The organism is Paenibacillus sp. NFR01 (assembly GCF_900111565.1).
Classification (GTDB): Bacteria; Bacillota; Bacilli; order Paenibacillales; family Paenibacillaceae; genus Paenibacillus_AQ.
In genome coordinates, this window is the sequence record NZ_FOIK01000001.1 from 1439654 (window position 1) to 1464870 (window position 25217).

At 56.4% G+C, this 25217-nt stretch carries 22 protein-coding genes; 6 read left to right on the forward strand and 16 right to left on the reverse strand.

Annotated elements, in window-relative coordinates:
• Positions 1-75 precede the first annotated feature (75 nt).
• The 4 genes from BMW84_RS06575 (at position 76) to BMW84_RS06590 (ending at position 2816) form a co-directional block, all read left to right on the forward strand.
• Complete coding sequence (locus BMW84_RS06575) at positions 76-741, forward strand: SOS response-associated peptidase (protein WP_091065775.1); 666 nt, start codon at positions 76-78, stop codon at positions 739-741.
• Positions 742-1015: 274 nt separating this feature from the next.
• Positions 1016-1468: a MarR family winged helix-turn-helix transcriptional regulator gene (locus BMW84_RS06580; RefSeq protein ID WP_091065779.1), complete on the forward strand. Its 453-nt coding sequence runs from the start codon at positions 1016-1018 to the stop codon at positions 1466-1468.
• 28 nt (positions 1469-1496) lie between these two features.
• A complete protein-coding gene (locus BMW84_RS06585; RefSeq protein WP_091065782.1) occupies positions 1497-2300 on the forward strand; it encodes an arsenite methyltransferase in 804 nt (267 codons plus the stop codon).
• Positions 2301-2321: 21 nt separating this feature from the next.
• Positions 2322-2816 (forward strand): arsinothricin resistance N-acetyltransferase ArsN1 family A, encoded by a 495-nt coding sequence (locus BMW84_RS06590; RefSeq protein ID WP_091065783.1) that lies wholly within the window; start codon positions 2322-2324, stop codon positions 2814-2816.
• Positions 2817-2822: 6 nt separating this feature from the next.
• Here the strand turns inward: BMW84_RS06590 and BMW84_RS06595 are convergent, their stop codons facing one another.
• Genes BMW84_RS06595 through BMW84_RS06610 form a run of 4 tightly spaced genes read right to left on the reverse strand, consistent with a single transcriptional unit; the run spans position 2823 to position 5241 of the window.
• Entirely contained in the window at positions 2823-3377 is a 555-nt protein-coding gene (locus BMW84_RS06595; protein ID WP_139209592.1) for a protein-tyrosine phosphatase family protein, read from the reverse strand.
• Positions 3331-3750, reverse strand: a complete 420-nt coding sequence (gene arsC, locus BMW84_RS06600) for an arsenate reductase (thioredoxin) (protein WP_091065786.1) — start codon at positions 3748-3750, stop codon at positions 3331-3333. The genes BMW84_RS06595 and arsC overlap by 47 nt, the downstream gene beginning before the upstream one ends.
• A gap of 36 nt (positions 3751-3786) precedes the next feature.
• Positions 3787-4845: an ACR3 family arsenite efflux transporter gene (arsB, locus tag BMW84_RS06605; RefSeq protein ID WP_091065789.1), complete on the reverse strand. Its 1059-nt coding sequence runs from the start codon at positions 4843-4845 to the stop codon at positions 3787-3789.
• Positions 4846-4899: 54 nt separating this feature from the next.
• On the reverse strand, positions 4900-5241 hold the full coding sequence (locus BMW84_RS06610; protein ID WP_091065792.1) for an ArsR/SmtB family transcription factor: 342 nt from the start codon (positions 5239-5241) through the stop codon (positions 4900-4902).
• Positions 5242-5403: 162 nt separating this feature from the next.
• Here BMW84_RS06610 and BMW84_RS06615 point away from each other — a divergent pair, with 162 nt between their 5' ends.
• Together BMW84_RS06615 and chrA are read left to right on the forward strand one after the other, a co-directional pair.
• A complete protein-coding gene (locus BMW84_RS06615) occupies positions 5404-6342 on the forward strand; it encodes a VanZ family protein (protein ID WP_091065793.1) in 939 nt (312 codons plus the stop codon).
• A gap of 40 nt (positions 6343-6382) precedes the next feature.
• Complete coding sequence (chrA, locus tag BMW84_RS06620; protein ID WP_254772946.1) at positions 6383-7600, forward strand: chromate efflux transporter; 1218 nt, start codon at positions 6383-6385, stop codon at positions 7598-7600.
• Positions 7601-7602: 2 nt separating this feature from the next.
• Here chrA and BMW84_RS06625 read toward each other — a convergent pair whose 3' ends face one another.
• The 12 genes from BMW84_RS06625 to BMW84_RS06685 form a co-directional block, all read right to left on the reverse strand.
• Positions 7603-8382, reverse strand: coding sequence for a class I SAM-dependent methyltransferase (locus tag BMW84_RS06625; RefSeq protein WP_091065797.1), 780 nt, complete (start codon positions 8380-8382; stop codon positions 7603-7605).
• Between the two features lie 433 nt (positions 8383-8815).
• On the reverse strand, positions 8816-9775 hold the full coding sequence (gene miaA / locus BMW84_RS06630; RefSeq protein WP_091065799.1) for a tRNA (adenosine(37)-N6)-dimethylallyltransferase MiaA: 960 nt from the start codon (positions 9773-9775) through the stop codon (positions 8816-8818).
• A complete protein-coding gene (locus BMW84_RS06635; protein ID WP_091065801.1) occupies positions 9765-10544 on the reverse strand; it encodes a class I SAM-dependent methyltransferase in 780 nt (259 codons plus the stop codon). Before BMW84_RS06635 ends, miaA begins: the two co-directional genes overlap by 11 nt.
• Before the next feature lie 28 nt (positions 10545-10572).
• Positions 10573-12669, reverse strand: a complete 2097-nt coding sequence (gene mutL, locus BMW84_RS06640) for a DNA mismatch repair endonuclease MutL (RefSeq protein ID WP_091065803.1) — start codon at positions 12667-12669, stop codon at positions 10573-10575.
• 745 nt (positions 12670-13414) lie between these two features.
• On the reverse strand, positions 13415-16213 hold the full coding sequence (mutS, locus tag BMW84_RS06645; RefSeq protein ID WP_091065806.1) for a DNA mismatch repair protein MutS: 2799 nt from the start codon (positions 16211-16213) through the stop codon (positions 13415-13417).
• Positions 16214-17477: 1264 nt separating this feature from the next.
• Entirely contained in the window at positions 17478-18359 is an 882-nt protein-coding gene (locus BMW84_RS24705; RefSeq protein ID WP_175498697.1) for a putative amidoligase domain-containing protein, read from the reverse strand.
• Between the two features lie 963 nt (positions 18360-19322).
• Complete coding sequence (locus BMW84_RS06660; RefSeq protein WP_091065812.1) at positions 19323-19880, reverse strand: outer spore coat protein CotE; 558 nt, start codon at positions 19878-19880, stop codon at positions 19323-19325.
• 260 nt (positions 19881-20140) lie between these two features.
• Positions 20141-21160, reverse strand: a complete 1020-nt coding sequence (locus tag BMW84_RS06665; RefSeq protein WP_091065814.1) for an HD-GYP domain-containing protein — start codon at positions 21158-21160, stop codon at positions 20141-20143.
• 140 nt (positions 21161-21300) lie between these two features.
• On the reverse strand, positions 21301-22293 hold the full coding sequence (locus BMW84_RS06670) for an aromatic acid exporter family protein (protein ID WP_091065816.1): 993 nt from the start codon (positions 22291-22293) through the stop codon (positions 21301-21303).
• Between the two features lie 93 nt (positions 22294-22386).
• Positions 22387-23223: an ABC transporter permease gene (locus BMW84_RS06675; protein ID WP_254772885.1), complete on the reverse strand. Its 837-nt coding sequence runs from the start codon at positions 23221-23223 to the stop codon at positions 22387-22389.
• The gene (locus tag BMW84_RS06680; RefSeq protein ID WP_091068134.1) at positions 23220-23999 is read right to left on the reverse strand and encodes an ABC transporter ATP-binding protein; all 780 of its coding nucleotides are present in this window, start codon (positions 23997-23999) and stop codon (positions 23220-23222) included. Before BMW84_RS06680 ends, BMW84_RS06675 begins: the two co-directional genes overlap by 4 nt.
• 11 nt (positions 24000-24010) lie before the next feature.
• Positions 24011-25033: an ABC transporter substrate-binding protein gene (locus BMW84_RS06685; protein WP_091065819.1), complete on the reverse strand. Its 1023-nt coding sequence runs from the start codon at positions 25031-25033 to the stop codon at positions 24011-24013.
• Between the last annotated feature and the right edge of the window lie 184 nt (positions 25034-25217).

Genomic DNA, 25217 nt, shown 5'->3' on the forward strand with positions numbered 1-25217 from the left:
TTCTTCCCTTCGCATCTGCGATAAAAATCATTTATACTGTGCGTAAATACACGCGGCCGGCGGGAGGAAAACGAAATGTGCGGAAGATATACCATCACGGTTACGCTGGAAGAACTGATTGCCCGTTATATTCCGGAACAAGTAAATCTGTCGTATGAGCCCCGCTACAACGTCAGTCCGGCGCAAATGGCTGCGGCGGTCATCAGCGACGGGCAGGCGAACCGCATGGGGATGCTGAAATGGGGGCTGATTCCTTCCTGGACGAAGGACAAACCTAAGGGAATGATCAATGCACGGGCGGAAACCCTGCTCGAGAAGCCAAGCTTCACCGTCCCTTTTCTCCGAAAAAGATGCCTGATCCCCGCGGACAGTTATTATGAATGGGAAGCCGCCGCTACCGGAAAACGCCCCCTGCGCATCCTGCTGAAATCGGCGGGCTTATTTAGCTTTGCGGGCATTTATGACACCTGGACCGCGCAAGACGGGCAAAAGATAAGCAGCTTCGCCATCATTACGACGGAAGCAAACGCGGCGTTCAAAGAAATCCATCCCCGGATGCCGGTGATCCTGAAGCCGGAAGATGAAGCGATCTGGCTCGACCGGACCCTGCAGGACCCCGGCAGGTTGATGCCGCTGCTGCGGTCTTATCCGGCGGAGGAGATGACGGTCTACCCCGTGTCGGCCGAGGTCGGAAACGTCAGAAACGATTCCCCGGACTGCATCAAAGCCCTTGGATTCTGATTGGAGTAAAGAGCAGCTGCAAGCAAGAAGCTGCTCTTTTTGTTGCAAATTTTCGGCCCGCCCAATGGCCCCGTCAACCAAATCCGCGCCGGTTAATCTCCGATTTCCATAGACCTGCATCCAAAATAATTGTATTATACAACAATTGAATTAGAGTTTGTCTTTGCAAAAGCCTTTATTTATTGTATTTTTCAAATAAAAAGGAAATATGATGATTATTATTTATTGCATTTTGCAACTATTTGCGTTATAACTATACCAGAGGTGATCCACAATGGAAAACGCGCGAGAGCTGTTTCAAATCATGACCCGGCGCTTTGGCCTACTCAATAAGAATTGCTGTACCATCGGCGGGAGTGACATTACTCCTGTTCAGAGCCACATCTTGTATGAGGTCGATCGTCAGCATAATCCTTCCATGCAACAAATTGCCGAGACGCTTGGGACAGACATCACCACGTTCAGCCGTCAGGTTCAGTCCCTTATCAAAATGGACTTAATCAAAAAGACGCCGGATCCTACCGACCGGCGAATCTCCACCCTTTCACTTACGGTGCAAGGAAAGTATGTAGCGACAACCATCGATTCCCAAATGAACAGCTACCTGGAGGAGGTCTTTTCCTACATGAGCGAGTTCGAAAGAGAAATGGTTATACGGTCCGTTCAATTAATGAACGATGCCATGGCTAAATCCGACCGTTGCTGCCGCCCCGTTAAGATCGACTGACGATTGACCATCCAAAGGAGTGATTTCCATGAGTGAAACGACAAAAGATCAAATTCGTCAAAACGTTCGTGCCAAGTATCAAAAAATTGCTGTAAAGCCGGCGAAACTCTCCAATTCCTGCTGTGCAACGGACAGCTGCTGCGACACTCCGGCAGATTTTAACGAAATATCGGCAAAGCTCGGGTACTCCTCAGAAGAACTGCATGCCGTCCCTGAAGGCGCGAACCTGGGTTTGGGCTGCGGGAATCCGCAAGCCATTGCAGAGCTTAAACCAGGCGAATACGTGCTGGATTTGGGCAGCGGAGGCGGGTTCGACTGCTTCCTTGCTTCTCGGCAGGTGGGGAATTCGGGTAAAGTTATCGGCGTGGATATGACTCCGGATATGGTTAGCCTTGCACGGTCCAATGCCGCCAAGGGGAAATTTCATAATGCTGAATTCAGGCTGGGGGAAATCGAGCACCTTCCCGTCGCTGATCAAAGCGTAAATGTTATCATTTCTAATTGTGTCGTTAACCTTTCGCCGGATAAACAACAGGTATTCGACGAAGCTTATCGTGTGCTGAAGCCCGGAGGCCGGATTGCCATTTCCGATATTGTAACAACCGCCGAACTACCATCGGAAATTAAGAATGACATGAGCGATCTATACTCCGGCTGTATTTCCGGCGCTTCTTCCATTGCGGAGATTCAGGAAATGCTTGGTCGAAGCGGTTTTTCGGATATCTCCATCGAACCAAAAGACGAGTCTAAAGCCTTTATTAAAGATTGGGTACCCGGTGCAAACATCGAAGAGTATATCGTTTCAGCTGTAATTAAAGCAGTCCGACGCTAAATCGACTTGGGGGGCTAAAAGATGCAGGACATTGCGGTTCGGCGGGCAGTAACTGAAGATGTGGCAGACCTTCTGCTCATTTACAATCAAGGGATCGAAGATCGGATTGCCACGCTTGAAGAAGAAACCAAGGATCTCGCCTATATGGAAAAGTGGCTTGAGGATCACCAGGGACGACATGCCGTTTTAGTCGCAGAAGAACGCGGGCAGATTGTCGGCTGGGCCTCCCTAAACCCTTATTCTCATCGCTGTGCGTATCGCGGTGTAGCTGATTTGTCGGTCTACATCCATAGAGAGCATCGCGGCCAAGGCGTTGGCTCCCTCCTCCTGAATGCGCTGGAAAAGGAAGCCCGGATCAGCGAGTTCTACAAAATCGTCCTGTTTACCTTTCCTTTCAACGGTCAGGGGCAAGGTTTATACCGAAAAATGAATTACCGTGAGGTTGGTGTCCTCGAGAATCAAGGCATCCTGGACGGCAAACCGGTTGATGTAATGATTATGGAAAAATTGCTATAATTTTTTCTAGGAATGACGATCGTAAATGGCCTTCAGTGAAGCCCATTGATTGGGCTTTACTGCAATGGTCGGACGAATCGCTTTCGCTTGCTGCTCCGCCTCTTCCAATGTTTTAGCCAGCCCCAGTTCTTTGAGCGTACCCACGGCTACAGCACCTGTGCGGCCCCTTCCGCCTCCGCAGTGAAAAGCAACCCGTTTGCCTTCACGATACGCCTTGACCACTTCTTGAATTGCGCTATGGAACAGTTCCGGCTCAGGTTCTTCTGCATGGTCGCCCAGAGGAATCTTGATCCATTTCACCGCTTGCGATGTGGATGCGCAGTGTTCTGCTTCTTCCCGCAGGTCTACCACCACTTCAATGCCTTCGTCGTTCACCATTTGCTCCACGTCATTAGCGCCGCCAAAATAAATTCTATCCTCAACCAATCGATGATACGATTTCACCATTATCTTCTCCTTTGCAATCAACGCTTCGTAACGAAGGGAGAGGTTCTCCCGCCGCATATCCGTATTATTATTCGCCGGTTTCCGCAAAACGCTGGATGCGTGCACCAATTTCATCCCGGACTCGCTGGAATACGGCCCATTTCTCTTCCTCGGTTCCCGCTGCTTTGGCAGGATCATCAAATCCCCAATGTTCGCGTTTAACCCTTGGAGGTGTAATAGGACATTTATCGGCAGCATCCCCGCAAAGAGTAACAACCAAATCGGCGTTGTTCAAGAGTTCCGGATCAATGATATCCGACGTCTGGTTGGAAATATCAATGTGGACCTCGGCCATCGCTTTTACGGCATTCGGATTCAACCCATGAGCTTCGATCCCTGCGCTATACACATTCCAATCATCACTAAGCCATTTTTTTGCCCAACCTTCAGCCATTTGGCTGCGGCAAGAGTTTCCGGTACAGAGAAAATAGATTGTTTTTTTCGTCATTTGAAATGTCTCCTTTGATTAAATGATCTGGATCCGTTAAGAAACGGTGGATAGTTTTTCAAAGTATTTCCACTGAAACCATAAGGCGACGTTCACCAACCCAATAAGCACTGGCACCTCTACTAAAGGGCCGATAACGGCCGCAAAGGCGGCGCCAGAGTTAATTCCGAACACTCCAATGGCAACAGCAATGGCCAGCTCAAAATTATTGCTTGCAGCCGTAAAAGAAAGTGAAGCTGCCACAGGGTAGCCGGTTCCGATTTTGCGGGAAAGATAAAAAGATAAGAAGAACATAATGACAAAGTAAATGAGCATCGGGATTGCAATCCGAACGACATCCATGGGCAACTGCACCATCAAGTCGGCTTTTAACGAGAACATCAGGATGATTGTAAAGAGCAAGGCGATCAAAGTCAGAGGACCGATTTTAGGGAGGAATGCTTGTTCAAACCAAGCTTCGCCTTTTGTTTTCAGTGCAATGATGCGGGTAAGAACGCCGGCCGCAAAGGGAATTCCGAGATAGATTAGGACACTTTCTGCAATCTCTCCCATGGAAATGTTCACAACCGCCCCCTGGACCCCAAACCATTCAGGCAGAACCGTGACAAATACATAGGCGAACACAGAGTAAAATACGATTTGAAAAATCGAATTAAAGGCAACCAGGCCAGCCGTATACTCCGGATCCCCTTTGGCCAAATCGCTCCAAACAAGAACCATCGCAATACATCGAGCCAGCCCGATCATAATCAGGCCAACCATATACTCCGGCATATCACTTAGAAAAAGAATGGCCAGGATAAACATAAGCACCGGGCCAATAATCCAGTTCTGAACCAGCGATAGCAATAATACTTTCCAGTCTTTAAATACCCGGCCCAGTTTTTCATACTTCACTTTGGCCAGTGGGGGATACATCATTAGAATCAGCCCCACAGCAATGGGAACGGATGTTGTTCCGATTTGCATGTCCGACAGTCGTTCGGCAAATCCCGGAACCCAATATCCCAAAATAATCCCTAAAGCCATAGCCGCAAAAATCCAAAGGGTTAAGTAACGATCAAGAAATGACAATCTTTTTTTCGATTGATCCACGGCATTCTCTCCTTATCAACTTCATTCCACGGGATCAGCGGGTATAGGTAACTCTTACTCACAGCACATTCCGTTCTTCTCCAGCATCTTCAATTCCTGTTCTTGGGAAGGGACATGCTTAAATAAATCCTGCACCAATTCCCAGTGCGCATTCGCCGAGTTCAGCGAATAATAGATCCACTGCCCCTTACGATTTTCTTTAATCCATCCTGCATCCTTTAACTTTCGCAGGTGCTGACTTACAGCCGGCTGGCTAATTTGAAGCACTTCTACGAGCTCACAAACGCAGCATTCCCGGATCTCCAAGAGTTTGATCACCGTCAACCGGGTTTTATCCCCAAGCAGTTTCAAAATTTGAGAAACATCTTCGATAGTTGGTGTTGTGTTCACTGTCATCCCATGACCCCCTCGCCACATAAATATATAATGATACGCTTATATAAACAACAGCTAATATTCTCTTAAATGTTCCCCGCATCCTCTATACATAATGTTAGACACCTTATTAATTATCAAGTATGCTCTGTGCATACCTGCGACAATGAAATGGAGTTAGCCATGACAAAACAACGCAAGATAATTTATACCCTAACCATCCTCTATACCGTGTTAATTCTATATTTCATGTTTCTCGCTTTCGGCAGAACAGGTGCCGCAGGGCATACCACAGGCTACACCTTTATCTTTTCACCTGACAGTTTCTTCAAGTTGCCAGCCCTGTCTGATCTTCTGCATCCTATTCTCATGGATTTTGTAGGGGTTGGGAATATCATCGCCTTTATCCCTTTTGGCATATTGATTCCATGGTTATATCGGATCAATTTTGTTCGGTTCCTTACATTGTTCTTCTTGTCGATTATCCTACTGGAAACCGTACAGGCACTTTCGTTTCTCGGCAGCTTTGATATTAACGACGCTATTCAAAACTCATTGGGGGCGGCAGTCGGTTTTGGCGCGTATAAGCTTGGTTTTCGTTCAAAAAAGGGGTGGCGCAATATTATATTCACCGCCGTTTCCTCTGTGGTTCTTTTAGCAGGGGTATGGGAATTGTGCGGGATCGCGGATAAAGCGTTAACCAAAGAAGAAGGTCCCTTTGTAGCTGTAAACGGATTGATGGACCCCTCCGGAAGCTTATCAACCGGAATCCAACCGAAAAGCTTTAAATTTAACAATCAAGAAATAAAACCAAGCTATAATATGTTCAAGACCGAAAATGGAAATGCAGAAACGTTCACGTATACAAGTAAAGAGGAAATGATTTTCTCTCTAAATTACGGGATACTTGAACAAACGGATTATTCTGGAGGCATCCGCGTTTCCGTCGATGGACGCGAGGTATTGACCAGTTCCGGAGAGGATCAACGCCTTTATCCGGAACTGTTCCCGGCGATGTTTGAGATTCCGATCGAGGCGGGAAGTAAGCTTACGATAACCCTTGAGGGGAACGAAAAAATATGGGATGTCGGGTATAGAAAGATGAAATATTTTTGGAACTGAGTCCATTAATAGGAACCCCAAGGAGGAAATCCGCGTGGAGATTAACAAAGCTGAAATCGGGCATCATCCCGGAAGGAAAAGGCGCACCTTGCCGGCGCTGCTTGAAGTGTGGGCGGTCTCAACGAAACTGGGGCTTACGTCGTTCGGCGGCCCCATTGCCCATCTCGGTTATTTTCATAACGAATACGTCCGCCGCCGCAAATGGATCGATGAACGAAGTTATGCGGATCTGGTCGCGCTGTGTCAATTTTTGCCCGGCCCGGCCAGCAGCCAGGTCGGCATCGGGATCGGCATCATCCGCGCCGGCTGGCTTGGCGGGCTGATCGCCTGGCTTGGTTTTACGCTTCCCTCCGCAGTCGCCCTGGTTCTCTTCGCCTTTCTGCTGCAGGGGTTTGATATCAGTGGCGCCGGCTGGATCCACGGTCTGAAAATCGTCGCCGTGGCCATTGTTGCCCAGGCGGTCTTTAGCATGGGCCGGAACCTCGCGCCCGACCGCAACAGGGCCACCATTGCCGTGATCGCCGCAGCCGCCACCCTTTTGTGGCAAACAGCGTTTAATCAGGTTCTGCTCATCGTCGCCGCAGGCCTGGCCGGCATGATTCTGTACAGAAAACAGAGCTCCTCTGCCACGGCGGCGGATTTATCCGTTCCTGTCAGCCGCAGGTTTGCGTTCTTCTGTCTGGCGGCCTTCTTCGGCTTGCTGATTCTTCTTCCGGTATGGAGCCAATACGCCGGTTCGGAAGCCTTGTCTTTATTCGACAGCTTTTACCGGTCCGGCTCGCTTGTGTTTGGCGGAGGGCATGTCGTACTTCCGCTGCTCGAACGGGAGGTCGTCCCGACGGGACTGATCAGCAAATCCGACTTTTTAGCCGGATACGGCGCGGCCCAGGCCGTACCGGGCCCCTTATTCACCTTTGCCGGATATCTGGGGGCGATGATCAGCGGGGTTCAAGGCGCTTTGATCGCCACTGTCGCGATCTTTCTGCCGGCTTTTCTGTTGATCGCAGGCACGCTGCCTTTCTGGAACGCTTTACGAAAAAACGCCAAGGTTCAGGGCGCCCTGATGGGAATCAACGCAGCCGTCGTCGGCATCCTGCTCGCGGCGCTGTATCATCCGCTTTGGACAACGGCAGTGCTGGCGCCTGCCGATTTTGCGCTGGCTTCCATCCTCTTTCTGCTGCTCGTCTTTTGGAAAATCCCGCCCTGGGCCGTTGTTGCGGCCGGCGCGGCCGGCGGGATGCTGATCGGGTTGTGGTAAAGTTACCTTTTTACGGCAAACCACAGGGTCCAGCGGTCTTTCTCGACTATCGGGGCCGGGCTGGACTCAAGCTTGCCGCCGATAAAAGCAATCAGCCCGCTCAGCTCCTCGTCGGTTAATTCATGCAGAATCGAACGCCCCGTCCGTTGCGCAAGGTCCGTCTGCAGGGCTGCCCAATCCGCATAATCGCGCCGCGTCTCCCAAAACTGCACTTCCCGAACGGCCGCGAACCCGCTGGAATCAAGCGCTGCGTGCACGGCCTCCGCGGCATGGCGGCGGGAACGCTCCGCGGCGGCGAGCTCCGGATATTTTTCGAAAAAATACCCCCGCAGATGATGCTCGTCGCCCGGCAGCAGGCAATCCTGAGGCGTCCGGTCCTGAACAATGAGCATTCCGCCGCACTTCAGGATGCGGTTCGCTTCCCGAAAGCAGCGTTCCAGATCGTCCACATGGTGAATGAGCGCCCTCTCCAGCACAAGCTCGAAAGCTTCCCCGGCCAGCCCCGTATTGTACGCCTCCCCCTGCTGAAACACCGCATGCTCCACATCCCTGCACAGAGCCGAAGCGCCGGCCAGCATCGCTGCCGAAAAATCCACCGCCGTCACCTGCGCCGCGCCCAGCTTGACCAAAGCCCGGGTGTAAATCCCGCCCCCGCAGCCGATATCCGCCGCCCTTTTGCCGGATACCTCCACATGGCTTTGAATGAAATCCATCCAGGATGCGTCGGCGTCCCTTGCGGTATAAGTCGTTCCGTTGTCCTCATGGTGAAAGTCGATAGGCATGCGATCATCTCCATTGGTTTTTGTTTCATTCAATGAAACTCCGTTTCAATATACACGGATATTATCCTCTTCCGTCTCCCCATCCGTCAAGGAAGTTTGCGACACTCACACTCCATGCCAGCCTTTGCCGCCTGGGAAGCTACTGGACATGAGCGCCGTTATTTGCCGAAAAACAAGCTTTTTCAAATATTAACGGACCTGAGCGCCGTTATTCCCGCCCTGCTGCTTTCAAAAACGCCTAAAATTCAGAAATAACGGCGCTGATGTCCGGCAATTCGGGAAATGATGCGATTTCCCAAAAATAACGCCTCTCATGTCCGTAAGCTCATGGGCTTTAATCTGGCGGCCGTGCAGCATCAGGAAGGAGGTGCACAAATAAAAAAAGATGCGTCCGCAAGCGGAACTCCGCTTGGAACACATCCTTATCCGATGATTATTGTGAAACTCCGGGCAACTTCCGGGCGACGACGCCTTGAATCTCCGCGAAAATCTCCGCAAAGCTACGGCCTTCGCCGGTCTCGACCCATTCGATCTCTTTCATGTGCCGGAACCAGGACAGCTGGCGTTTGGCAAACCGGCGGGTGTCCCGCTTAAGCAGCGTGACCGCCTCATCCAGCGTCAGCTCTCCTTCCAGATAAGCGGCGATTTCCTTGTAGCCCAGCCCCTGCATGGACACCAGGCTGCGGTCATATCCTTTGGCCAACAGCCCGCGCACTTCCTCGACCAGCCCTTCGGCCAGCATCTGGTCGATCCGCTCCTCGATCCGGCTGTACAGTACCTGCCGGTCCATGGTCAGACCGATGAGGCACAGCCGGTAAGGCGATTCTTTCTTTTGCCCGGCATGGGAAGCGGACAACGTGGTATCCGTCTGGTGATGCACCTCCAGCGCGCGGATGACCCGGCGGCGGTCGTTCGGATGCAATCTTGCCGCACTCTCCGGATCCACTGCCGCAAGGCGGGCATGCAGCGCTTCCGCACCGTGCGCCTCGGCGTAAGCTTCCTGCTCGCTGCGGAACGCCTCGTCAGCCACCGCCTCGGAGAAGCGGAACCCGTAGCACAAAGACTCGATGTACAGCCCGGTTCCGCCGACGATAAACGGCAGCTTGCCGCGCCCGCTGATCTCCTCGATCAGCCGTCCGCCCTGTTCCTGGAATTCCGCCACGGAATAGGCATCCTCGGGATCATGGATGTCGATCAGATGATGCGGAATGCCCTCGGTCTCCTCCGGACGGATTTTGGCGGTGCCGATGTCCATCCCCCGGTACACCTGCATGGAATCGCCGGAAATGACCTCGGCCCCGTAGGCTTTGGCCAGCTCGAGGCTCAGCTTCGTTTTGCCGACCGCGGTCGGGCCGAGCAGCACCAGCACATCCCGCTTGCTCTCAGTTGTCAACTTGAATCACCCCGTACGATGTTTTGGAGCTGCCGCGCAGCAGCTCGGTAAAGCCGAGGCGGGCAAATTCGCCGCTCAAGGCTTTTTCTTTCAGCACCACTGTGCGCCGGGCGACCCGGACCGCTTCCGCTACGCTTTCATCCGCAAGCGCTGCCGGATTGGCATGCTGGCGCAGCGGCGAAATCGCCGAAGAGTCGGTCAGCGGGACACGGAACATCGGATCGAAATAGATAATGTCCACGCTGTTGTCAGGCTGGGCGCGCAAATACGCCAAATGGTCGCAGTGAAGCACGTCGATGCGTCTAAGTGCGGCGTTGACTTCTTCCCGGCCGGTGCGGTAATGCTTCATTCCATCGCTCAGCAGCGCGAACAGCGGCAGCGAGCTTTCCAGCGCCGTAATTCGCGAGTCTGCCCCGCCGTACACGGCAAACAGCAGCGTATCGCTGCCGAGACCGGCGGTGCAGTCCAGCACGCTGTCGCCGGGACGCATCCGGGCGGCCTCCATCAGCGGATCCGGCTGTCCGGCCAAAATCCGTTTGGCCCGCACATAGCCCATGCTGGGATGGAATTCCATCGGCGGCGTGTCCGGCGAATGCAGACGGACTGCTTCTTGCAGCACCACGAGAATGTCATTGTCGGCGTACCGCTCCGCCATCTTAGGGATCGAGAGCCTGCCCCGCGGAACAAAGACGCAGCCGGTATGCTGCGCAAGCCGCTGCGCCCGCTCCTTAATTTCAGGTATCGGGTCAAAGCCCGTCGTTATAATCATGATGCCTCCACTTTCTGTTAAAAATCCGTTACATCACGCGTTTGAACAGCTTTTCCAGATCATAGGCCGAAAAAGAAATCAGGATCGGCCGTCCATGCGGACACGTATACGGCTGACGGCAGGCGGCAAGCCGCGACAGCAGCGCCTCGACCTCCAGCTCGGTCAGCTTCTGGTTGGCTTTGATGGACGCTTTGCAGGAGCAGAGAATCGAGGACTTCTCGCGCAGCTTGGCGAGGTCGATCATCCGCTCGCTGAGCACCCATTCGGCCATTTCCTCGATGATTGCTTTTTCATCGCCTTCCGGGAACCAGTACGGCAGGGAGCGGACCAGGAAGGTCTGGCCGCCGAAATGCTCCAGAAAGACGCCCGCCTGCTCGAACCAGTGCAGCCGTTCGCTCAGCTGGCGGCTCTCCGATGGCGTAAATTCCAGCGTAATCGGCAGCAGCAGCTCCTGCGACGCTTCCGCCGGTTTCCCGAATTTTTCATAGTAAAATTCATAGTTGATCCGCTCATGGGCGGCATGCTGGTCGATCAGATACAGCCCGCTGTCGTTCTGGGCGATAATATACGTGCCATGATGCTGGCCGATATAATTCAGCTCCGGGAACTGCGGCAGCGCAGCGGTGTCGCTGTCGGCCGGCGCGTACAGTTCGCCGGCCGACAGCCCCCGCGCGGGAGCGGAGCTGCGCGGCGGGGTATACGGCGGCGCGTACGGCTTGCCGCCGCCGGGCGCGTTCGGCGCCGGGGCGTAGGCGCCGTAAGGCGCGCGCGCATCTGTCCGCGCGCCGGGTTCGCGCGCGGCCGTGCCTGCGGCGGCCGCGCGCGGGGGTTCCGCCGTCCCGGTTCCCGGGGACGGCCATGCTCCGTCCGGGCGCAGCGCACCGGACGGGGCCGAGGCGGCGGAGGCACCGCCGCCGCCGTAAAGCGCGCCGCTCTCGCGGGCGAGCGGCGGTTGCTGCGGCGCGGCGGGCGTCAGCGCCGCGCGGTCCGCGGGCAGGCCGGGAAGCGAAGCTTCCGGCCGCCCGGGCGCCGCTCCGGCAGCGCCGGGAGCGGCCTTTGGAAAGGCGAACTGCTCCTGGATAAAGGAGCCGCTGCTTTTGCCCCCGATCGGCTCCCGGCTGGGCCGCGGGATCAGGCTTTGGCCGAGCAGCACCTTGCGCAGCTCCTGCTCGACAAAAGCGTACAGCTCGGTTTCCTTACTGAACCGCACCTCCAGCTTCGCCGGATGGACGTTCACGTCCACCAGGGACGGATGCATGTCCAGCTTCAGCACGAGCAATGGGTAGCGGTTGATCGGCAGCAGCGTATGGTACGCGCGCAGAATCGCCGCATTCAGCCCGTTGCTGCGAATGTACCGGCCACCAACAATCGTCGTAATCGCGTTGCGGTTCGACCGCGTCCACTCCGGCCGGCTGATGTACCCGGAGATCCGGTAATCCGGATCTTCGCTGTCCACCGGCAGCATCGCTTTGGCCGCGGAAGTACCGTAAACGGCGGCGATTACCTGCAGCAGGTCGCCGTTGCCCAGCGTCTGCAGCAGCTGGTTGCCGTTATGATGCAGCGTGAAGGAAATGTCGGGATGGGCCAGCGCCATCCGGTACATGGCGTCGGAGATGTGCCCCAGCTCCGTCTGCACGCTTTTCATATATTTCAGCCTTGCCGGGGTGTTGAAAAACAATTCCTTCACCGCCATCTCCGTACCTTTGCCGGCGGTAGCATCCTCGTTCACCATCAGCTTGCCGCCCTCGATCTCCAACCGGCGGCCCTTGCCGTCATCTCCGGCGGACGTCAGCAGCGACAGCTTGGACACCGCCGCGATACTCGGCAGCGCCTCGCCGCGGAAGCCCAGGCTCGTGATCTGGAACAGATCGCGGCCGCTCGTGATTTTGCTCGTCGCATGGCGGTAAAACGCCGTTTCGCAGTCATCCGCTTCGATGCCCGAGCCGTTGTCCTTCACGCGGATGCTCTGCAGTCCGCCTTCCTCCACCGTCACCTCGATGCGCCGGCTTCCGGCGTCGATGGCGTTCTCCACCAGCTCTTTGACTACCGAAGCAGGCCGTTCCACCACTTCCCCCGCGGCAATCTGGTTGGCAACATGTTCGTCCAGCACATGAATTTTAGCCATTGTTTCTCACCCCGCCCATCCGTATTGGCATAAAACCGTTGCAGTTTATGGAAAACGCTCAGCCTTATTCTATCTTGAGTACTCTATTATACCTAAAGTGTTCTATTATTTCTTAAATGCCCTATTATTTCTTAATGCTCTAGTTATATCTTAAAGCCCTAACCTATCTTAAAGCCCTAACCTATCTTGGATGCTCTATGGCATGACGAAGCTCGTTCGGCTTGGATTCCGAAAAATAGAAGGAGAACCTCCCACTAATTTCGGCAACACTCCGGGCCGTGAAAATAGCGGGATTTCCTCCCCTTATTTTTCATCCCCGTGATGGAAAAAGCGCCGCAGCGCCAAAATAGCGGGACAAAATCCCACTATTTCGTGTAAACGTCCGTTTTCACCCGAAATAGAGGGCGGTTTTCCCACTAAACTTATTTTTGGCTGAATACCGGTTGGTTCCCGCTAGTTCCTGCTACTCTTTTTTTCCGCTAAATGCCCGCTGGTTTCCATTGGACCCAGCCAATTTAGGCTAGCTCCAGCCACTTTCGCTTGTTCCAAATCATTTACGCTAGCTCCAGCCACTTCCGCTTGTTCCAGACCCTTCCGCTTACTGATCCCGTACGCTGCGGCTGCAGCAGCCGATCCAGGGGTTGTCCCAAGCCTGACAGGCTTCCTCCGGCTCGTACAAAGGCGAGGGCGGAACGATTACGTCCGCTTATAAACGTTGAAGCGAAGACAGGAGACCGGAAAAAGCCTACAGCCCCCGAGCCTTCTGCTTCAGGTCGTTCAGCAGCGCCATCGCCTGCAGCGGCGTCATATTCATCAGATCGGCGTCCTGCACGGCCGCGACCAGCTCCTTCAGCAGCGGATTCGGCTTCGCTTCGGCCGGAGCCGCAGCGCGTGCGGCGTCGGCTTTGCGGCCGCTCTTCGGCGTCTCTTCTTCGCCGAAAATCGAAAGCTGCACCACCTCGCGCTGATCCCCCGCGGAATCGCCGGCAGCATCGCCGAGAGTGATGTAGCCCGCAGGATTGCCGGACTCCGCCAATGCCTGGCGCTGCGGAGCCGCAGCCGCGATAGCCTGGGCTGCCGAGCCCTGCGGCGCGGCGGCTTCCGTAGCCCCTTCGGCCGTCACGGCTACCGCTGCATAAGCGGCAATGCCGGGCGCAGCCTGCTCGATGCTCTGCAGCAGCCCGTAGGCGCGGTCAATGATGCCTTCCGGCAAACCGGCCAGCCGCGCACAATAAATGCCGTAGCTGCTGTCGGCCGCGCCGGGAACGAGCTTACGGAGGAAGTTAACCTTGTCGCCGCTCTCCTGCACCGCCATGGAGTAGTTGCGTAGCCCCTTCAGGCTGTCCTCCAAATGGGCCAGCTCGTGAAAATGCGTCGACACGAGCGCTTTGCAACCAATCGTGTCATGCACATATTCAATGACCGCCTGGGCGATCGCCATGCCTTCGCTGGTCGAGGTGCCCCGGCCCAACTCGTCGATGATGATCAGGCTGCGGGCGGTCGCTTTTTCCGTCATGACCTGGATGTCGGCCATTTCCACCATAAAGGTGCTCTGACCGCCGATCAAGTCGTCGGCCGCGCCGATACGGGTAAAAATACGGTCGATCAGCGGAATTTCCGCGCTGGCCGCCGGCACGAAGCAGCCAATCTGCGCCAGGATACAAATCAGCGCCACCTGGCGCATATAGGTGCTTTTCCCCGCCATGTTCGGGCCGGTAATCAGCAATATATTGCCTTCGTCCTTGCTGAGCAGGCTGCCGTTCTCGATGAACGCGGCATCCTTCAGCACGGCTTCCACCACCGGATGGCGGCCGCCCTCAACCTTTAGATCATAGCCGTCGGACAGCTTCGGCCGGACAAACCGGTGCTCCGCGCTGACCGCGGCCAGACATTGGTACACGTCGATTTCGGCGATTTTTTCCGCTAGGCCCTGCAAACGGGCAATTTGGCCCGCGATCCGCTCGCGCAGCTCGGTAAACAGGGCATACTCGAGGTCGGTCATCTTGTCCTCGGCTTCGAGGATCAGCGCCTCCTTCTCTTTCAGCTCCGGGGTCACGAACCGCTCGGCGTTGGCCAGCGTCTGCTTCCGTTCGTATCTTCCCTCCGGCAAAGCGGCAAGGTTGGAACGCGTTACTTCTATATAATAGCCGAACACTTTGTTGTAGCCGATCTTCAGCGACTTGATGCCAGTATACGCACGCTCCTTCGCCTCCAGCTCCGCGATCCAGCGTTTGCCGCTGCTGTTCGCTTCATGCAGCTCGTCCAGCCGCTCATGGTAGCCCGGGCGGATGATGCCGCCGTCGCGGATCGATACCGGAGCGTCCTCAACCACGGCCCGCTCGATGTCGTCACGGATCTCCGCGCACTCGTCCATCGCGGCACCGATCTCCCGCAGCGTGGCCGAACCGGAGGTAAGGCACAGCTCCTTCAGCGCCGGAATTTGCGCCAGGGACAGCTTCATCGCATTGAGATCGCGCCCGTTGGCGCTGCCGTAAGCGACTCTGCCGACCAGGCGCTCCAGATCGTAAATCTCCTTGAGCGCGGTGCGCAAATCCTCGCGGACGATAAACTGGTTGTACAAATAATCGACCGCTTCCAGCCGCTGTTCGATCAGGGTCCGCGACAGCAGCGGCTTGTCGATCCGGCGGCGCAGCAGCCGTCCGCCCATCGACGTTTCCGTGCGGTCGAGCAGCCAGAGCAGCGAGCCCTTCTTGGCGCGTTCGCGTACCGTTTCGGTCAGCTCCAGATTGCGCCGGGTAAACGGATCAAGAATCATATAATTGCCCGGTTCATAGGGCGAAATCTGGCTCAGCTGACCGAGCGAGCGTCGCTGCGTTTCGCTCAGGTACGAGATCAGCAGCGCGACGCACTGGCTGCGCTCCTTCTCCAGACGCACCCATACGGCTTCGCCGAACTGGCGGCGGGCCAGCTCCTCTTCCCGCTTGTCCCACGGCGTATAGACGACCGGCTTGGCCGGCAGCGGATTGTCCCGCTGCAGCAGCTCCAGCAGCGCTGGGTCGCCGATAATTTCCGCCGGCTCATAAATGCCGATCTCGTCGCGCAGCCACTCCGAGCCCGACAGCACGGAGGTGACATACAGCTCGCCTGTGGTCAAATCGCAGGCGGCCAGCGCCATCATGCCCTCGGTTTCGGTGACGCAGACGAGGTAGTTATTGGCCTTGTCGTTGATGATTTTTCCGTCCATGACCGTGCCCGGGGTCACGACCCGGACGATGTCGCGGCGGACCATGCCTTTGGTCACCGCCGGATCGTCGAGCTGCTCGCAAATCGCGACCTTGTAGCCTTTTTCAATCAAACGCTGGATGTAGCCCTCGGCGGCATGGTACGGCACCCCGCACATCGGGATGCGCTCGTCGCCCCCGCCTTCGCGTCCGGTTAATGTAATTTCAAGCTCCTTGGACGCGAGCAGCGCGTCTTCAAAGAACATTTCGTAAAAATCGCCCAGCCTGAAAAAAAGGAACGCGTCCTTCGCTCCCTCTTTTACCTTCAAATATTGTTCGATCATTGGCGTATATTTGGCCATCGTTACCCTCCATGCCTTGCTCATACTGTCCTCTATTATAGCAGAAAGTTGAGCGGCGGGGGCACCGGCCTTGACGAAGTCCTGCTCCCCCGCGTCCTGCCCCCGGGGTTTATGCACCTGTTCTCTCTTTTCATACTGCGCACAGACCTCACCTTTCTACGCACCGGCATTCCCTTCCTACGCACTAACCTTCCCTTCCTACGCACTAACTCTCCCTTCCTACGCTCCGGACTTTACATTGCCGCGGTCCCCATTGAGCTGCGGTTTGAAGACTGGCACGACTCCTAAGACGCCCCTTGGGTTCACCACCCCTGTGCCTTGGCCGTAACTCTCATGGGCCGCATTGCGTCCTCTCCTGAACCTTTTCTTGAGTACTCTTTCTTTGGCACTCTTTCTCCCGTTCCTCCAATCGGTCCGACTACTGCACTTCCTCTTTTGTTTCACCAACTCTCTGCCTTGGCCGTAACTCTCATGGGCGGCCTCGTACTCTCTTGCACTCACTTTTTCGCGCTCTTTCGCCCCCTCCCCCGCCTCCCTCAACTCCCCCCGTTTCCTTCTTTACGTCCTCCCTTGCGGATATCCCTCTTTCGTACTCCGATTTTACCTCTCCAATAGAGCAGCGCACCCTTTCTCGTATTTGCACTTACTGGTTACGGCTCAGACGGGGATCGGAAGGCTACAGACATCAGAGGCGTTATTTGTGGAAAAACAGGACTATTCGCTGGTTCAGGGGACATTGTATGCGATGAAGATACTAGCTTCGCGATAGTGCAGACGGGGACCGGAAGGCTAACGGACATCAGAAGCGTTATTTGTGGAAAAACAGGACTACTCGCTGGTTCAGGGGACTTTGTATGCGATGAAGATACTAGGTTCGCGATAGTGCAGACGGGGATCGGAGGCCAACGGACATCAGAGGCGTTATTTGTGGAAAAACAGGACTATTCGCATATCTAACGGACATCAGCGCCGTTATTCTTTCATTTAGGGCCTAATTTATTCATTTTGAGCGAAATAGCAGCCCTCAGGTCCGTTAGACTGGGAAATACAGTGAATATCCGAAAATAGCGGCTCCTGTGTCCGCAACGTTATCCAAACGACCGTTTTTTTTCAATAATCACATAAAACCGCCCGGCAACTCATACGGAGAGTTGCCGGGCAGGCGGCGGAAGCACCCGGTGTTCACTTATGGTGAGAATGCGGTCCCGGGCGTCTATGAATGGCTAGTTTCTTGTTTAACCGGTAGAGCTAAGCCGCTCTGAGATCATCCCCGCCACGCGTCGCGGATGTTACGCGATTCATCCCACGTCTGCTCCGCCGCGATCATCGCCAGCAGCGGCTCGATAAACGGTGCGGCGGCGTCATAACCCGGCAGGGCGCGCAGCTGCGCAGCCAGCGGCGCGAAAGCCGGACGCAGCGGGGTTTTGTCGCCGCGGGCATAGGCGGCGTGCAGGTCGTCCCGGTCGAGCGGACGGGCCTTCAGGTGCTCATACCGGCTCACGATCAAGTGAGCCAGATGCACCGCCCCTTCCGCGATGACCGGGGAGATCATAAAGCTCGGCAGCGTCCGGTATTCGAAGCCGCCATACGGCTGACGGCGGAAATCGCCGAGCACGCCGTACCGCGGACGCCGCGCCGCCGCGCGGCCGTCCTCGAGCAGCATCAGCGGCAGCGCGAGGTAATTGTCGAGCGCGCGCAGGAGCGGTGCCGTCAGCACGGCGCCGCTGAAGTGCAGGTGGCCGCCGAGCGGCCACCCCGGGAGCGGCATTCCCCCCGCGCGCCAGCCGAGGCTGCGGGGGGTGAGCCGGTCCGCCTCGGCCGCGGCGGACCGCAGCTGCGCCAGCAGCGCGCGCGGCGTACGCCGCGGCGCCGGGCGCAGCTCGGCCACCGGGAACGCGCCGCGCGTTCCCGGCGGTCCGGCGTCGCAGCCGGCGACGCCGTCCATGGGCAAGTACCGGGCCGCCGGCACGACGCGGCCCGTCTCCTCCCGGAGCAGCAGCAGCTCCGGGTCCATGCCGAGGAGCAGCCCGGGCCGACCCGGCTGCTCTTCGGCCAGCGCCCGCGCCTGCGCCAGGGCGGCGGCGCGGTAAGGCTCCGGCGGCGGTGAGCCGTCCGCCGCCGGAAGCAGCGGCGTGACCGCCTCCACGGCGTAACGCCGCTCCCCCAAGGCGGCGAGAATGACCTCGCCGCTGTCTAGTCCGAGGCTATACAGCGCTCGGACGGCGGTTTCCAGGCGCGTGCCCCAGGCGCCGCGCCGGTCTCCGGGGTACAGCCGAGGGGGCCCGGCTGTCGGCCCCGCGCTAGCGGTTACAAGTCCGGTCGCCGATGCAGAGATAACGCCCGGCAGACCCAAACCGGTCCCGAACCCCGGAAGGCCACCTCCTCCGCCCCCCTGAACCGCGATCCCAACGCCCGCGCCCAGCGGCACCATCTCCAGCACAGCAAGGTCGTAGACCCGGATCCGGTAACGCTGCCGGAACATGCCGGTCCGGTTCGCCCCTCCACCGGGATCAGCTGCCGAAGGTGCAGAACCAGCCGCCCCCTCCCCCTCTCCAACGACTCCCCGTTCACTCCGGCTTTGCTCCACAGCGGACGCCCCGTGCTCCGCCAACCTCCCCGTCCTCTCCGGCACACTCAAACCGGCTGCCCTCTCGCCCTTCTCCGTTCCTCTTCTCCCATCCAGCCCGGGTTCCACAGCGGACGCCCCGCGCTCTGCCATTCTCCCCGTCCTCTCCGGCACGCGCAAACCAGCCGCAGCCACGCCTTCCCCCGCGGCTCTTCCCGCTTTTCTCCGCCCCGCCAGGCTTGTCTCCGTCGGCGGCTTTCCTGCCCTTGTGTTTTCCGACCTTCCGCGCTCCGAAGCTTCGCCGAAGTCTTGCCCTTCCCTATGTACCTCCAACCCCGAACGTCGGAGCCGGGCAATGATCTGCGTGCGCGTCAAACGGCTGTAACCGTCCCAGCCCTCATTCATTCCGAACCGCCTCCTTTGGGTAGCGCCCATTTTTCCTATAAAAAAGAAAAAGGAGGGCATTCGCCCTCTCGCCGCCGCCCTCGCCACATATAATGGATTATAACCTACTTGCCGGCGAGCGGCGGCGGCGACTCCCTCTTACAGCTCATCGTCCAGAGCGTCCGGGTCCAGATCATCATAATCGAAGCTTTCCCCTTCGAAATCATAATCTTTGTCTTCCGGATCGTCGCCTTGGATGCTGACGTACACGCGAACCTTGGTTTCAGCCACCAGTTCCGCCTCGAATTCCCGTTCGACGCGCAGCGTGACGCTTCCGCCGCCCGGAGAGACACCGGCTTCCACACAGTTCGGCTCCTGCGTCGCCTCCGCAGTAACCTCCACCGTGGAAGCCCGGTGTCTCGGGTCCAGATACGACAGCGGGATCAGCTCGACATAGGAGACCGTTTCTTTGGCCACTTCCGTCTGCTTGTTTTTGTCGTACGAATACCAGATGTTCACATCGTAAGTACCGATGACTTCGATTCCGTTACCGGCGGCAACCGCTTCGTATTGGTGGTTAATGATCCATGCCCCCAGAATACTCGTCGGATGATGTGGCGGAGTCACGGTATGCGTCGCGGTGGAGAACTTACGGCCTTTGCCGCAAACGGCTTTCGTAATGATCTCCCTTGTTTGGCGTTTATGACTTAATGACATCTTTGAACCTCCTCCATACAATCATTCACTATCAAGTGTATGCAGGTTCTGGGCATTTGTTGATTGTTAGAGTAGAAATAAATTTGGGTAAGCCCTGAGGGTCCTGCTTCAGGCCCCGGCTCCCTGGAATGGGAATAGTACATATTTATGGCTGCCGCACCGCCGTTATGAGCGCACGCCGAGAAAAAAGCACGCCCCCGCAAATCCCGGATAACATTCCGGATGCGGGGGCGTGCCTGTCTTTGCATAAAACGCGCAGTCTATTGGGGCAGAACTCTAACGATGCCGAGGCTCCGCTCGCGGCTAAGGTCGATAAATTCCTCGTCGATGTTCACGAGCGGACGCAGCGGGTCATGCGGCAGGACCATAATGATATTGCCGGTGCGCCCGTCGGTCAGCTCCGCTTCGTTGCCGATCATGGACATCATCAGCTTGTGGATGAACACCGTGCAGATATACGGGTCCAGCTTGCCGAACGCATAGTCGTCGAGCTGGCGGAGCACCTCGTATAAAGGCGAAGCCGAACGGTAAAACCGGTCGGAGGTCATCGCATGAAAAATATCCGCCACGGCCACGATTTTGCTGAAGTCGGTAATGCGGTGGCCCTGGACGCCGAACGGATACCCGCTGCCGTCCATTCGTTCGTGATGCTGCAGCGCGACCAGCGCCTGCAGATGGTTTGTTCCCACCGTGTCTCGGATCAGCTCGTAGCCGTAGGTCGTATGCTTTTTCATCAACGCCATTTCTTCTTCATCCAGCGGTCCGTCTTTGGTCAGCAGCTCCACCGGAATCATAACCTTTCCGATATCGTGCAGCGTGGCCGCTACGGTCAGCATGCCCAGCTCCTCCGGCTTCAGCTTCAGCCATTTGCCCAGCAGCGTGGACAGGATGCCGACGGCGACGTTGTGCCTGTATGTATAATCGTCTTTGGTCTGCAGCGCAGACATAATGCCGTAAAAATCGGCCCGTTCGCTGACCTGCTGAATAAAAGGAAGAACTTCGTTGCGCAGCTCGATCATCGGCAGCCGTTTGCTTTTATTGTAACGGACGTCCTCGAAAATCCGTTCCATTGCGGCCGTGCATTCATCCACAGCGAGATGATAGAACGAGGCGTTGTCGACCTGAACGACGTCATGCGGCTCCAGTTCGATCTTGTGCTGGCCGATGAGCCGGATGTGCTCCGAGCTGAGCAGCGTGTTCGCGGGAAGGACAAATACGCCATTGCGGTTAAAGAGGTTGGCTACGAGCTGTTTCCCGATATATTGATCATTGTTGTTCATAGTCCTCTCCTGCCTGGCAGCCGCTCATCGCATAGAAGGCGAACCGGCTGCTTGTTTTATTCAAAACCTTCCATGGTTCATACCTATCTTATCGTGATTTTAGTCAAATTTGTGAAGATCAATCAAATAATTGCGCTAATTCACGAATCCCGGCGGCCCATCCGGAAGAGCTGCTTGTCCGCCTTGACCTGAACCGGAACCTTGTGGCGCTTGGCGATCTTGAGATACAGCGCGAGCTCGCGGCACAGCTGCAGAATCGCGGAGCGGACTTCGAATTCTTCGCGCGTCTGCGGCAGATCCATTTGGCTGAATTCGTTCTCTACCCCTTCGAGCAGCTTCTCCGTCCGGCCGGTATACGACTCGGCAAGCACGTCTTCGCTAAGCTGGTCGAACAGATCGGCAACCATGTCGCCATGGGGCAGGTGCTGGTACACCTGCGATAGCAGCTGCATCATATTCTGGATTGATTCGAATTGCTCTTTGCGCATATAAAAATAGACGTTCCACGCTTCATCGGGATGAATGACATGATTCTCCATCTCCCGGTTCGCCGCCGTCAAGCCGCGCTGGATAGTCGCACTGACGCCGATCAGCTCCTGCCCGTCCCATACATACCCCGGATCGCGCAGCGTATGGGCCATTTGCCGGAAAATGATCGAGAAGTAGCCGTCGACTTCCTTGCGGATCCCCGAGATGAGCCCGCCGGTGCCCGGCATATAAATCAGGTTGACCAGTCCCGCCGAACCTAAGCCGATGATGAGCAGCAGTACCTGCTGGTACAGCGTGTGCAGGTGCAGGTTGCCTTGTCCGAAAATGCGGAACACCGACACCGAGCTGGTGACGTTGCCTTCCTTATAGCCCGATTTTACGATGAGCGGAAAGCCCAGAAGCACGAACAGAGCCAGCACCGGATAATGAAAGCCCAAGAGGGCGAATAACGTGCAACCGACGAGGAGCCCCACGAGCGATGCCAAAAAGCGGGCGGTAATCGTTCGGAGACTCCTTTTACGCGTCGTTTCCACGCCGAGAATGGCGAGCAGGCCCGCGCTTTGCGCGCCTGAAATTTGTGCAGCGGAGGCGAGCAATACCGCCAGGAGCGTTGCCGCCGCCGTTTTGATAATCCGAAAACCCATGTCCGTACCCCGTTTCAAACGATTGTTCCTGTTTCTGAAAAAGCTATAAACATGGTACAGGATTTTCCGGGTAGACACAATATGACATTATGCTCATCGCTTAGACAATATCAGCTTCTCCAGATAGACGACCAGCTGATACATCGCCGTCGCCACCACCGCGATAATAAGAAGGCTCGACATCACGAGCGTAAAATTGAAGACCTGGAAGCCGTAGATGATCAAATACCCGAGCCCCGTTTTGGCTACGAGAAATTCGCCGACGATGACGCCGACCCAGGACATTCCGACATTGACCTTCAGCGTGGAGACGATTGCGGGAAAAGAAGCCGGCAAAATGACCTTGGCAAATTCCTGGCCTTTGGAGGCGCCGAACGACCGGACCACCTTCACCAGATTCGCGTCCACGCTGCGGAAGCTGTTGTAGACGACAAGCGTTGTAATAATGACCGTGATCGACAAGGTGGTCACAACGATGGCCGTAAATCCCGCACCGAACATTACGATGAAGATCGGGCCAAGCGCGACTTTCGGCATGCTGTTGAAGACGACCATATAGGGATCGAGCACGGCGGACAAAAACGGCGACCACCAGATGAGGACGGCGAGCAGCGTGCCGAGCAGCGTGCCGAGCACGAAACCGACGGCCGTCTCGCCGACGGTCATTCCCAGATGCGGCCAGAGCCGGCCGCTGGCAATATCGCCGCCGATCTGCCGGAACACCTTGGTCGGGTAACTGAAGAGCAGCTCGTCAAACCAGCCCAGCCGGGCGCCGGCTTCCCACAGGATGAAGAACAGCAGCAGCAGGCTGCCCCGTACCGCCGCGACACGCAGGTGCCAGCGCTGCTGCTTTTTCCGGTATTCGTGGTGTTTCTCTTTCAGCCAGGCTGTACGGGAGGCTGCCACATCCGCAGATTGCTCCGGTTTCACGCATCATCCCTCCCCGCAAGCTCCATTTCCTTCCACACTTCATGAAACAGTCCGGCAAAACCGGGCAGGTCGCGCGCATACAGCGGCGGCGTATCCCGGATTTCCGCAGGCACCTCGAAAATCTTGCGGATGCGGCCCGGGTTGCGCTGCAGCACGACCACCCTGCCGCTGACCGCGATCGCTTCGGAGAGATCATGGGTGACGAGAATCGCCGTTTTGCCGCGGCGGCGCAGCGTTTCGGCCACAAGATCCTCCAGCTGCAGCTTGATCTGGTAATCCAGCGCGGAGAACGGCTCATCCAGCAGCAGAAGGTCCGGATCGGTCGCGAGCGTGCGGACGAGCGCGACCCGCTGGCGCATGCCGCCGGATAACTGGGCCGGATACGCCTGCTCTTTTCCCGCCAGCCCCATGTCCTTCAGCAGCTCCAGCACGTTGTCCCGCGCTTCCGGTGTCAGCGCCCCCGTCAGCTCCAGCCCGAGGAGCGCATTATCCAGAATGGTCCGCCACGGAAACAGATAATCCTGCTGCAGCATGTACCCCACTTCCGGCGACGGGCCCGAGATGATTTTGCCGTCCACGCGCACTTCCCCGCGGGAAGGCCGCAGCAGGCCGGCGATGATGGAGAGCAGCGTCGTTTTGCCGCAGCCGCTTGGCCCCACCAGACTGACGAATTCTCCCTGCCGGACCTCGAGGTTCAGATTTTCAATGGCCAAAGAGGCTTCGCGGTCGCCCAAATAGGCGTGCGTCACATCGCGCAGCTGTACGAGCGGCTCCATGCCGGCCACCGCTATTTCGCGTCCGCGGACGTAATGCTACGCTCCGCTTTTTCCGCAAAGCTGTTGTTGACGATTTGGTCCGCAGGCACGCGCTGTTTCAATTCTCCGGCGTATTCGATCACGTCGAGCAGATTGTTCCATTCGCTGTCGTCCACGACCGGATTCACGGCGTAAGCGTCCGCTTCCTTATAGCGTTTGATGGAGGAAGTCACGATTGCCGGGTCAATCTTCTCAAAATAGGGGAGTACGGCTTCCGTGATCTCTTCCGGTGAATGCTCCTTCACCCAGAGCTGCGCGCGCTGGATCGCATTGGTGAATTTTTGCACCGTGTCGCTGTTTTTATCGATGAAGCTGGATTTTGACATGAAGACGGTATACGGCAGCAGTCCGCTTTCCTGTCCGAACGAGGCGACCACCTTGCCGCGGCCTTCGTTTTCGAAGATCGATGCCTGCGGCTCGAAGAGCTGTACGAAATCGCCCGTGCCGGAAGCGAAGGCGCCGGGAATGTTGGCAAAATCGATATTTTGAATCAGGGTCAGATCCTTTGCAGCATCAATTCCCTTTTGCTCCAGCGTAAACGCGCCGGCCATCTGCGGCATTCCGCCCTTGCGCTGTCCGAGAAACGTCGAGCCTTTTACCTGATCCCAGGAAAAGCTGCCTTCCGGATGTCGCGCAAACAGGAATGTGCCGTCCCGCTGGGTCAACTGTGCAAAGTTGATGACCGGATCTTCCGTCCCCTGCTGGTATACATAAATCGAGGTTTCCGAGCCGACCAGCGCCACGTCGATCGCTCCGGAAAGCAGCGCGGTCATCGTTTTGTCGCCGCCCGGTATCGTCTGGAGCTCTACATCCAAGCCTTCATCCTTAAAGAAATTTTGCGACAACGCCACATATTCGGGCGCATAGAACACGGAACGGGTGACTTCGCCGATCTTAACCTTCACATTTTCCGATTTGCCGCCGCAGCCGGCAAGCACCGAAAAACACAAGGCGAACATCATGAAGCAGATTGCCAGCTTACTCCTTGCTTTCATTGTCCATTCTCCTTTCTTACCGGGTTTTGGGTCCCTTGCATCAGCATATGCAAAAGCCCAGCCGATGGTTAATTCGCCCGGTTTACATCGTTTGCACGGAATTTCCGGAGGAGTATGGGCAAAATTGGCCGCCATTTCCGAAAATCAGTCCAGCATACCGTACACCATCATAATATTCGGCCAT